The sequence below is a fragment of the Sandarakinorhabdus sp. genome, assembly GCF_031422795.1.
Taxonomy (GTDB): Bacteria; Pseudomonadota; Alphaproteobacteria; order Sphingomonadales; family Sphingomonadaceae; genus Sandarakinorhabdus.
Genome location: NZ_JANPML010000261.1, coordinates 1 through 8992, shown reverse-complemented (window position 1 = coordinate 8992; position 8992 = coordinate 1). Strand labels below are relative to the sequence as shown.

The window sequence follows — 8992 nt, the reverse complement described above, 5'->3', positions numbered from 1 at the left end:
TATTCATCAGTATGCTAATATACCTATTCTGTTGGTTGTTACTGCCATATGCAGTGGTCGAGCTAGACTTATCTAGCTGACTATATTTATGTAGCAGCAAGACACCAGTCTCGATTGACGAGCTCAACTGGTTGATGTTATTGAAAGGTGTCTTAGTGGGCATGCTATCGATCAATTGGCAACCACGCCCAGGAACAAGGTGCCGCCGCCGCCCAGCCCAACGACGCCCGACACGCCCAATGTGCGCCGCAGCGCCCAACTGAGCCCGCGCACCAGCGCCTTCAGGATGCCCCAATGCCAGAGTAAAGCGGACAACGCCGAAAAGACGATGATCAGCGGCAATATCTGGAAGGCAATGATCAGCGGCGGGTTGACGCCTTGTGGCAGCGCAAAAGGCAACGGCGCGCCGCCGAGATAGCCGAACATGTAGGACGATCCGACCAGCGTGGCCTTTTCGACGGCGGCAACGCCCTGATTGGCCACGCCGACCGCCGCCCAGATTGGCGGCACCCTCACGACGATGACGGCGATCGCCAGTTGCAGCAGCAGCGCACCGCCCAGCCAGCGCCAGCCGGGCCGATTGGCGCGGTCTTCGCTGCACGCCCAGGCCAGCAGCAGCACGGCCGCCAGCCCGATCACGCCCTGAAATTGTTGCATGGCAGCGGGCATATCAGAACTTGTACGCGATACCGAACTGGAACTGCCGTGGCGGGCCGGCGTTGCGCTGCACGAACGGCGCGCCGCCGCCGAACTGCACCTGGTTCGACGTGGTGGCGGCGTTGGCAAAGCCGGACTGGTTGTTGGCGTTGAACAGGTTGAACACGTCGGCGGAAAGCTCGATGCGCTTCAGCAGCAGGTAGCGGATGCCAAGATCGACCGTCGCCGACCACGGCAGCCGCGCCGAATTGCGGGATGCACCGGGGAAACGGTCAGAATTGCCGACGAAATTCTCGCCAAACGAAGCGCCGTCGCCGTTCAGATCCTGGGTGCCGAAAATCCGCGCGTCGGGCACCAGATTGACCGGCTGGCCCGATTGGAAAAGGCCGGCCGCCGTCAGCGTCAGGCCCTCGATCGGATAAAGATAGCCTACCGCTGAAATGACATGCCGGCGATCATTGGCCGACGGGCCATATTCGGTGCTGAAATCATTGGCGTTGGCGGCGCGGAAATTGATGTCGTCGGTGTCGTTGCGCAGCCGCGACAGCGTGTAGCTCAGGCGGAAGCCATAATCGTCGGCGCCGCGTTCCTTCACCGCCTGCAGGATCAGCGCCACATATTCGGAAGCGCCTTCGGTTTCCGAAACGGTGATCTGTCGTGCGCCGCCTGGCAACAGCGCGACGGGCCTGCTTGCATCGGCGGCGGCTTGGGTGCGCACCAAGCCCAAAGTCTGCGCCAGCGCCGCCCGTGCGGCATTGTTTGGCGCTCCTTGCAGCAGGGCGATATTGGCCGGGGTTAGCGCGGCGGCGTTGGGCGTGAACGCTGTAGGCGCATTCAGGTCGCGCAGGCGCACCAGATTGCGGGAGCGGCTGTAGATGGTGTCGATGCTCAGCGTGAGTGTCGAGGTCGCCTGATATTGATAGCCGCCGCTCAATTGCAGGCTCCACGGGCTGTCATAGCCGGTGGGCGACAATATGCGCGCTTCGCCCAGCGTGGCGGTGCCGCGCAGCGCCTGCACCTGCGCTGGGGTCGGGCAGGCGGCCACCGTGGCGCAGGGCGGGGTGGCGGTGAGATTGCCGTCGAACGTCACGTCGCCCAGGTTGATACCGGTCGGGATCAGGCCGCGTGTCTGCAACTGGCCCAATTGGCTGATGAAGCCGGCCGACGTGGTGTTGCGCTGAAGGGCGTCGGAAATGACGGCATAGGACAGTTTACCGGTGAAGATGCCGGCGCCAAAACGCACCGACGAGCGCGCATCCGGCCGCCAGTTCAAGGCCAGTCGCGGCGCGATATTGTCGAAATCGCCGCCACCAGCACCCTTGGCGGTGAGGCTGTCATAATCCCAGCGCACGCCCAGCGTGGCGGTGAAACGCGGGCTGATCTGCCATTCGTCTTCCAGATAGAAGGCCAGCAGTGTCTGATCGGTGCCGAAGGATTGCGGCCGCAATTCAACGGCGTAATTGGCCACCACCGGGTTGAGCGCCAACACGTCGCTGGCCGTCAGCCCCAGGCCGCGGCCGCCGGCACGCAGCGCGGCCAGTTGCGGTGCGGTCAGATCAACGACGAAATTGCCATCCGGATTGCCGCCGCCCAGCAACGTGAACTTGCTGTGGATCACGTCGGCGCCCAACCGCAGCCGGTGCGCGCCGAACCGGCGTTGCAGCCGGTGCGTGGTCTGGATCGTCTCTTCCAGGCTGTCGAACAGATAGCCGGGGTGGCCGACTACGCCGGCGGCCAGCCCAGAAGGGTCACGGATTACCACCTGTGGTCCCGGGCCGGCCAGCGCTTCGCCATAATCCCAGCGGAAGCGGGCATACTGCACCGCGCCGTCATAGCTCCAATCGTCGCCGGCATAGCTGGCGGTCGCCGCGACGAGGGTGGAGTGGCGATCCTGATTGGAGCCGGCCGAGGGCAGGCTGCTGTTGCCGCCGCCCAACCCGCCGCCGGGCCGTTCGATGCTGACACGGCCGATATTGGCGCGCAGGCCCAGGGTCCAATCGTCGGTCAGGCGATGATCGAGCCGCAGCGAGGCAAGGTGGAACTGGTTGTTGCCGGTGACTGTGTCGGTGATGCCGAGCAGCGGCGCATCCACCACCTGGGTGTTGCGGTCGCGGGTGAACTCATAGTTGATGTAGAAGAACGTCTTGTCCTTCACGATGGGACCACCCAGCGCGAAACCAGCCTGATAACGCTCGAAACTTTCGCCCACGGCGTTGCCGGAAAGGTCGCGGCGCGGAAAGGGCGAGGCGGCATCCAGCGGCCGGCCGGGGCGGACCAGCGCATAGGCCTCGCCGTGCAGTTCGTTGCTGCCCGACGGCGTGGTGTAATTCACGATCCCGTTGGCGGTGCGGCCATAGGCAACCGAGTAGCTGTTGGCGAGCACGGTCACGCTGCGGGTGAAGCCCAGTGGCACCGGGAACTTGATGCCGCCGAGGAAATTCTCGTTATTGTCCAACCCGTCGATCAGATAATTGGTGTCGAGGCCGTTGGAGCCATTGATCGAGATCGACGGCGCTTCCGGGAAGAAGCCGGTGCTGGCCACAACGTTGGGCAGCCGGATCAGCGAACCGATCACATCACGGCCTTCGATGGGCAGGGCGGTCAATTGCTCACGGCCCAATGAGGCGGAGACTTCGGCGTTGACGGCGTTGAGGCCAACAACAGTCCGCGTGCCGGTCACCGTGATGGTCTGGCCGACGGGGGTGAGCCGCAGTGTGATGCTGCTGGAAAAATTGCTGCGCAGGGTGAGTGCCTGCGGTTCGGCGGCGTCATAGGCGGCGCTGGCAGCGGCACTTATGCGGAACTGGCCGCTGGTGGTCAGGCCTTCCAGTCGCAGCAGGCCCTGCGCATCAGTGCGGGCCACGCGGCGGAAACCGGTGCCGGGGTTTTCGATCGTCACTTCGATATTGGCGGCTGGCGCACCGCTGATGGCATCTACCACCGAAATCTGGATGCCGGCCTGTTGCGCCTGTGCCGGCATCGCCACCACCGCCGCGCTGGCCAGAAAAACGGCCGCAGCCCGGTTCAAACCCTTCATTCAATTTCCCCATTTATCCAGTGATCCGCCGGCAGCCCGACGGCTGCGATGGTTGCCACGTCTCAGATACGCAGCAAGCCGGTCAAAAGTTACCCCCCACTGCTACCGTAACCGCCATGCATGATATCGGCCCACCCACGCCAGCAGGCCCTGCGGCGCATGCGCCCGCTTCCAGTTGCCGGCGGCAAACTTGTTGGCTTCGGCCATGGTTGGATAGGTGTGGATGGTGCCCAGCAGCTTGTTGAGCCCCAGCCCGTGCTTCATCGCCAGCACATATTCGGCCAGCAGCTCGCCGGCATGCTCTCCCACGATGGTGGCGCCCAAGATCTTGTCCTTGCCCGGCGGGGTGAGGACTTTCACGAAGCCGGTGGTGGCGCTGTCGGCAATGGCGCGATCGAGTTCGTGCAGCTGGTAGGTCGTGACCTCAACGGCAATGCCCTTGGCCTTGGCTTCGTCTTCCGACAGTCCGACGCGGGCGATTTCGGGATCGAGGAAAGTCGTCCACGGGATGACGCGGTAATCGGCCTTGAAGCGGCGGAACTGGCCGAACAACGCATTCACCGCGGCATACCAGGCCTGGTGCGAGGCGACATGGGTGAACTGGTAGGGCCCAGCCACATCCCCGCAGGCGTAGATATTGGGATAGAGCGTGGCCAGATAATCGTCGGTCACCACCGTGCGGTTGGTTTCGATGCCAAGTTCTTCGAGGCCATAGCCGGTGAGCCGCGCCTTGCGGCCAACGGCGACGATCAGCGCATCATAGGGCAGGGCGCGCTCGGCGCCGTTGTGGCTGACCACAAGCGCCTGCTCGCCTTCCACCCGCAGCGCGGCATGGCCGGTGAGCACCTCCACGCCGGAACCGACCAGCGATGCGTGGGCGATGGCGGCGACATCCGCATCTTCGCGCGGCAGCACGCGTGGGCCCATTTCAACTTGGCTCACTTGGGCGCCCAACCGGGCCAGCGCCTGCGCCAGCTCACAGCCGATGGGGCCACCGCCGAGCACGATGATGCGGTGAGGGATGGCATCGAGCGCCGAGAAGGCATCCCAAAGCGTGTCGCTGGTCAGGTGGTTGGTGGCGGTCAGGCCGGGCAGCGGCGGCACCAGCGGCGCAGCACCGGCGGCGATGACGATGCTGCGCGTGGTGAGGCGCTGGGTGGTGCCGTCGTGACGGGCGATTTCCACTGTCCACGGATCGATGATGCGGGCGTAACCCAGCTCCATATCGACACCGAGGCCGGTGTAGCGTTCCACGCTGTCGTTGGGTTCGATGGTGGCAATCACGCTGCGAATCCGGGCCATGACGGCACGGAAATCAAACGTCGGCGTCTGCGGCGTCAGGCCATAGGCTTCGGCGTGCCGCATCTGGTGGGCGATGCGGGCCGATTTGATCAGCGCCTTGGACGGCACGCAGCCATAATTCAGGCAGTCGCCGCCCAGCTTGTGGGATTCGACCAGTGTCACCTTGGCCTTCACCGTGGCGGCGATATAGGCCGAAACCAGCCCGGCCGCGCCGCCGCCGATCACCACCAGGTTGCGGGCAAAGCGCTTGGGCCGTGTCCAGCGGGCGTACACCCGGCGGCGTTTCAGCGCCCCCATCACCGCCTTACCAATCCACGGGAGCAGGCCGAGCGCCGCGAACGACCCCAGCAATCCCGGCGAGGCGACATCGCCCAGGCTGGAAATACCGGCCAGCTGCGTGCCGGCGTTCACATAGACGATGGTGCCGAGAAACATGCCGATCTGGCTGACCCAGAAATAGGTGAAGGTGCGAATGGGGGTGAGGCCCATCAACAGATTGACGACGAAGAACGGGAACACCGGCACCAGCCGCAGCGAGAACAGATAGAAGGCACCGTCGCGTTCGATGCCGGCATTGATGGCCGACAGGCGTTCGCCGAATTTGCCCTGCACCCAGTCGCGCAGCAGATAGCGCGAGACAAGGAAGGCCAGGGTCGCGCCGATGGTGGACGCAAACGAGACGATGAGGGTGCCAAGCCCGACGCCGAAGATCGCGCCGCCGGCCAGAGTCATGATCGCAGCGCCGGGGAACGACAGCGCGGTGAGCGCCACATAGGCCGCGAAATAGCCGCCGATCACCTGTAGCGGCTTGGCTGCATAGAGCGCGGCGATATCGGCCTGGCGCGATTTAAGCGCATCGAGCGTGAGATACTGGCCCAGATCAAATTGGAACCAGGCGAAGATCGCTGCCACGAACAGCAGAATGATGGGCAGGCGTTTCATCGGAAAGGCTTTCGGTTCATCACGGCAAAGTGGACGCAAACGGGCGTTCACGCAAAGCCCTTGTTCGCACCAATGCCGGCAAAGGATGCACATGTTTGCTTTGTGCGGCCGATTGGTTAAGTCCCACAGCCATGTCCCCCGTCAATGCCAACGTCACCGCACTCCCCTTGCCGCCCGCTGCAGACTGGCAGGCGCAGGCCCGCGCCGCGCGCATTAGCACGGCGGCATTGCTCGCCGAACTTGGCCTGGAGCCGACCGATTTTGCAGCAGGCGTGATCGACGATCCGGACTTTCCGATTTCAGCCCCGCCGCACTATCGCTCGCTGATCAGGCGTGGTGATCCCGCCGATCCGCTGCTGCTGCAAGTGCTGGCGCTGGGGCAGGAGGCATTGCCGCAGCCTGGCCGGTTGACCGATCCGCTGGAGGAAGTGGATTATCGCGCCGCGCCCGGCGTTTTGCGCAAATATCGCAGCCGGGCGCTGCTGATCGCGTCGGGCGCCTGCGCCATTCACTGCCGTTATTGTTTCCGCCGCCACACCGATTATGGCGCCGCCATGCTGACCCGCAGCGGCGAGGCCGAGGCGCTGGCGCTGATTGCCGGCGATGCCGCCATCGAAGAGGTCATCCTGTCAGGCGGTGATCCGCTCAGCCTTTCAGATGCACGGCTGGCAGGGCTGGTGGCGGCGATTGCGGCCATACCGCATGTCACCACGTTACGCCTGCACAGCCGCACGCTGATGGCGATTCCGGATCGGGTTACCCCGGCGCTGGTTCAACTGCTCAGCAACACGCGGCTCAATGTCGTGCTTGTCACCCACAGCAATCATGAACGGGAAATCTCGGCCGACGTCGCCGCTGCGCTGGGCCAGTTGCGGGCGGCGGGGGTGACCTTGCTCAACCAGTCTGTGCTGCTGCGCCACGTGAACGACGCGGCCACCACCATTGCTGCCCATTGCCGCCGGCTGTTTGCCGCCGGCGTGCTGCCTTATTATCTGCACCTCACCGATCCGGTCGAGGGCACCGCCCATTTCGATGTGGACGAAGCCCGCGCCCGCACCATCGAGGCGGAACTGCGTGGGCTGCTGCCCGGCTATCTGGTGCCGCGCATCGTGCGTGAAGTGCCCGGCGAGGCGGCCAAGACTCCGTTGTGGGCGCTGCCAATCTGAACGAGCGATAACAAGTCCGTTCAGACAGTTCACATGTGCTTTGTGCGAATCAGGGTGTATCAACACCAGCCGGAGACGGGCAATGCAGACGAAGCTGACCATCGCACTGATCGCCACCCTGGGCCTGGGCATTGCTGCCCCGGCCGCCGCGCAGTGGCACGAACCTGTGCAGCAGGCCGGCTGGAACGGTGGTTACAATGGCGGCTATCAGGGCGGTTATTATGACGACGGCGGCTATGACAACGCCGGCTGGAACGACAATCGCCGTGGCAATCAGTGGAACGGCAACGATGGCTATTGCCGGCGCAGCAGCGGCGGCACCGGCACGGTGCTGGGCGCCATTGCAGGTGGCGTGATCGGCAATCAGGTTGCCCGGCGCAATGACAAGACGGTGGCCACTGTGGCCGGCGCGGTGGTGGGTGGCCTGCTCGGCCGCAGCATCGATCGCGGCCGCACCGTGTGCCGCTGAAATTTGAACCAAGGAGAGCGACAATGGACAGCATGAAGATAAGCCTGGGTCTGGCCTTGCTCACCCTGGGCGCCGCCACCCCGGCCCTGGCCGGTGATGATGACTGGCGCGATCGCCGCAATGCGTCGCCACGCGAAGTGGCGCGCAGTTGGGACCGTGTGCAGGACGAACGCCGCGATCTGGCCCGTGCGCAGTATCGCGGTGACCCCCGCGACATCCGCGAGGAATGGCGCGAGCTTTATCGGGCAAAGCGCGAATTCCAGCAGGATCGTGCCGATCTCTATCAGGCCGGCTGGGGTGGGGGCTGGGACGATGATCGCCGTCGTGGCGGCTGGGATGATGATGACCGCCGGCGCGGCAATGGCAACAATGGCCGCGGCTGGGGCCCCGGTGGCCGTCCCAAGGGCTGGCGCGCCAATGATTATCGCTGGCAGAATGACGGCTGGAACCGGCCGGGCTGGCACGCCGAACAATTCTATCGCCCCGGCAACAATTATCAGCCCCGCTACCTGGGTGCCAATGATCAAGTCTGGCGCGGATACGACAACCGCTATTACTGCCGGCGCAGCGATGGCACCACTGGCCTGATCATCGGCGGTCTCACCGGCGGTACGCTGGGCAACGTGCTGGCGCCGGGCGGCTCCAAGGTGCTGGGCAGCATCATCGGCGGCACGCTGGGTGCCGTGATCGGCAACAGTGTCGATCGCAACCGGGTGGTTTGCCGATAAGCGCCTGCCGTTGACGGCAAAGTGACTGAAGCGATGGCGTTCATCGGATAATCCCGATGGACGCCATTTGCCTGCCCGGTTTATCCTGTTGCCACAAAAGGGAGACGGATGATGGCCAAGAAGAAGACCAAGGATGATGCGATCAACCTGGGCATGCCCGATGCGCAGCGCCGGGCGATTGCCGATGGGTTGTCGCGCCTGCTGGCCGATACCTACACACTGTATCTGAAAACCCACAATTTCCACTGGAACGTGACCGGCCCGCAGTTCAATTCGCTGCACCTGATGTTCGAAGGCCAGTACACGGAACTGGCGCTGGCAGTCGATCTGATCGCCGAACGCATCCGCGCGTTGGGTGAGCCGGCGCCGGGCAGTTATTCGGTGTTCGCGAAGCTGTCGACCATCAAGGAGGCCGACGGTGTGCCGGCCGCCGCCGACATGGTGCGCATCTTGGCCGAAGATCAGCTGGCGGTGGTCCGCACCGCGCGCAACGTCTTTCCGTTCGCCGATGCCGCGCATGATGAACCGACTGCCGATCTGCTCACCCAGCGCATGCAGGTCCACGAAAAGACCGCGTGGATGCTGCGTGCCAACCTGGGTTAACGGCGCAGCACGGCCATCCCGATCAGGGCAGAGGCCAGGCTGCCGGCGATGATGCCCAGCTTGGCCGCTTCCTCCTGCGCGCTGCCGG

The 8992-nt window shown here is 64.3% G+C and carries 7 protein-coding genes; 4 read left to right on the top strand and 3 right to left on the bottom strand.

From position 1 onward, the window contains the following. Window positions 1–171: 171 nt before the first annotated feature. The 3 genes from RMO81_RS09465 to RMO81_RS09455 all read right to left on the bottom strand — a co-directional run bounded on the left by RMO81_RS09465 (window position 172) and on the right by RMO81_RS09455 (window position 5938). A complete protein-coding gene (locus RMO81_RS09465; protein WP_310475593.1) occupies window positions 172–657 on the bottom strand; it encodes a Na+ dependent nucleoside transporter N-terminal domain-containing protein in 486 nt (161 codons plus the stop codon). 13 nt (window positions 658–670) lie between these two features. After that, entirely contained in the window at window positions 671–3694 is a 3024-nt protein-coding gene (locus RMO81_RS09460) for a TonB-dependent receptor (protein ID WP_310475592.1), read from the bottom strand. Between the two features lie 102 nt (window positions 3695–3796). Continuing rightward, entirely contained in the window at window positions 3797–5938 is a 2142-nt protein-coding gene (locus tag RMO81_RS09455) for an FAD-dependent oxidoreductase (RefSeq protein ID WP_310475591.1), read from the bottom strand. Window positions 5939–6069: 131 nt separating this feature from the next. Between RMO81_RS09455 and epmB the strand changes: the two genes are divergently transcribed. From epmB to RMO81_RS09435, 4 genes are all read left to right on the top strand, one after another. Then, complete coding sequence (gene epmB / locus RMO81_RS09450; protein ID WP_310475590.1) at window positions 6070–7104, top strand: EF-P beta-lysylation protein EpmB; 1035 nt, start codon at window positions 6070–6072, stop codon at window positions 7102–7104. 82 nt (window positions 7105–7186) lie between these two features. Beyond that, on the top strand, window positions 7187–7573 hold the full coding sequence (locus tag RMO81_RS09445; RefSeq protein ID WP_310475589.1) for a glycine zipper 2TM domain-containing protein: 387 nt from the start codon (window positions 7187–7189) through the stop codon (window positions 7571–7573). Between the two features lie 23 nt (window positions 7574–7596). Beyond that, entirely contained in the window at window positions 7597–8301 is a 705-nt protein-coding gene (locus tag RMO81_RS09440; RefSeq protein ID WP_310475588.1) for a hypothetical protein, read from the top strand. A 108-nt stretch (window positions 8302–8409) separates the two neighbouring features. Then, window positions 8410–8904: a Dps family protein gene (locus RMO81_RS09435; protein ID WP_310475587.1), complete on the top strand. Its 495-nt coding sequence runs from the start codon at window positions 8410–8412 to the stop codon at window positions 8902–8904. Window positions 8905–8992 lie beyond the last annotated feature (88 nt).

Coding starts and splice junctions, on each gene's coding strand:
- RMO81_RS09460 (WP_310475592.1), bottom strand. CDS start 3,694: ATGAAGGGTTTGAACCGGGCTGCGGCCGTTTTTCTGGCCAGCGCGGCG.
- RMO81_RS09465 (WP_310475593.1), bottom strand. CDS start 657: ATGCAACAATTTCAGGGCGTGATCGGGCTGGCGGCCGTGCTGCTGCTG.
- RMO81_RS09440 (WP_310475588.1), top strand. CDS start 7,597: ATGGACAGCATGAAGATAAGCCTGGGTCTGGCCTTGCTCACCCTGGGC.
- RMO81_RS09435 (WP_310475587.1), top strand. CDS start 8,410: ATGATGGCCAAGAAGAAGACCAAGGATGATGCGATCAACCTGGGCATG.
- epmB (WP_310475590.1), top strand. CDS start 6,070: ATGTCCCCCGTCAATGCCAACGTCACCGCACTCCCCTTGCCGCCCGCT.
- RMO81_RS09455 (WP_310475591.1), bottom strand. CDS start 5,938: ATGAAACGCCTGCCCATCATTCTGCTGTTCGTGGCAGCGATCTTCGCC.
- RMO81_RS09445 (WP_310475589.1), top strand. CDS start 7,187: ATGCAGACGAAGCTGACCATCGCACTGATCGCCACCCTGGGCCTGGGC.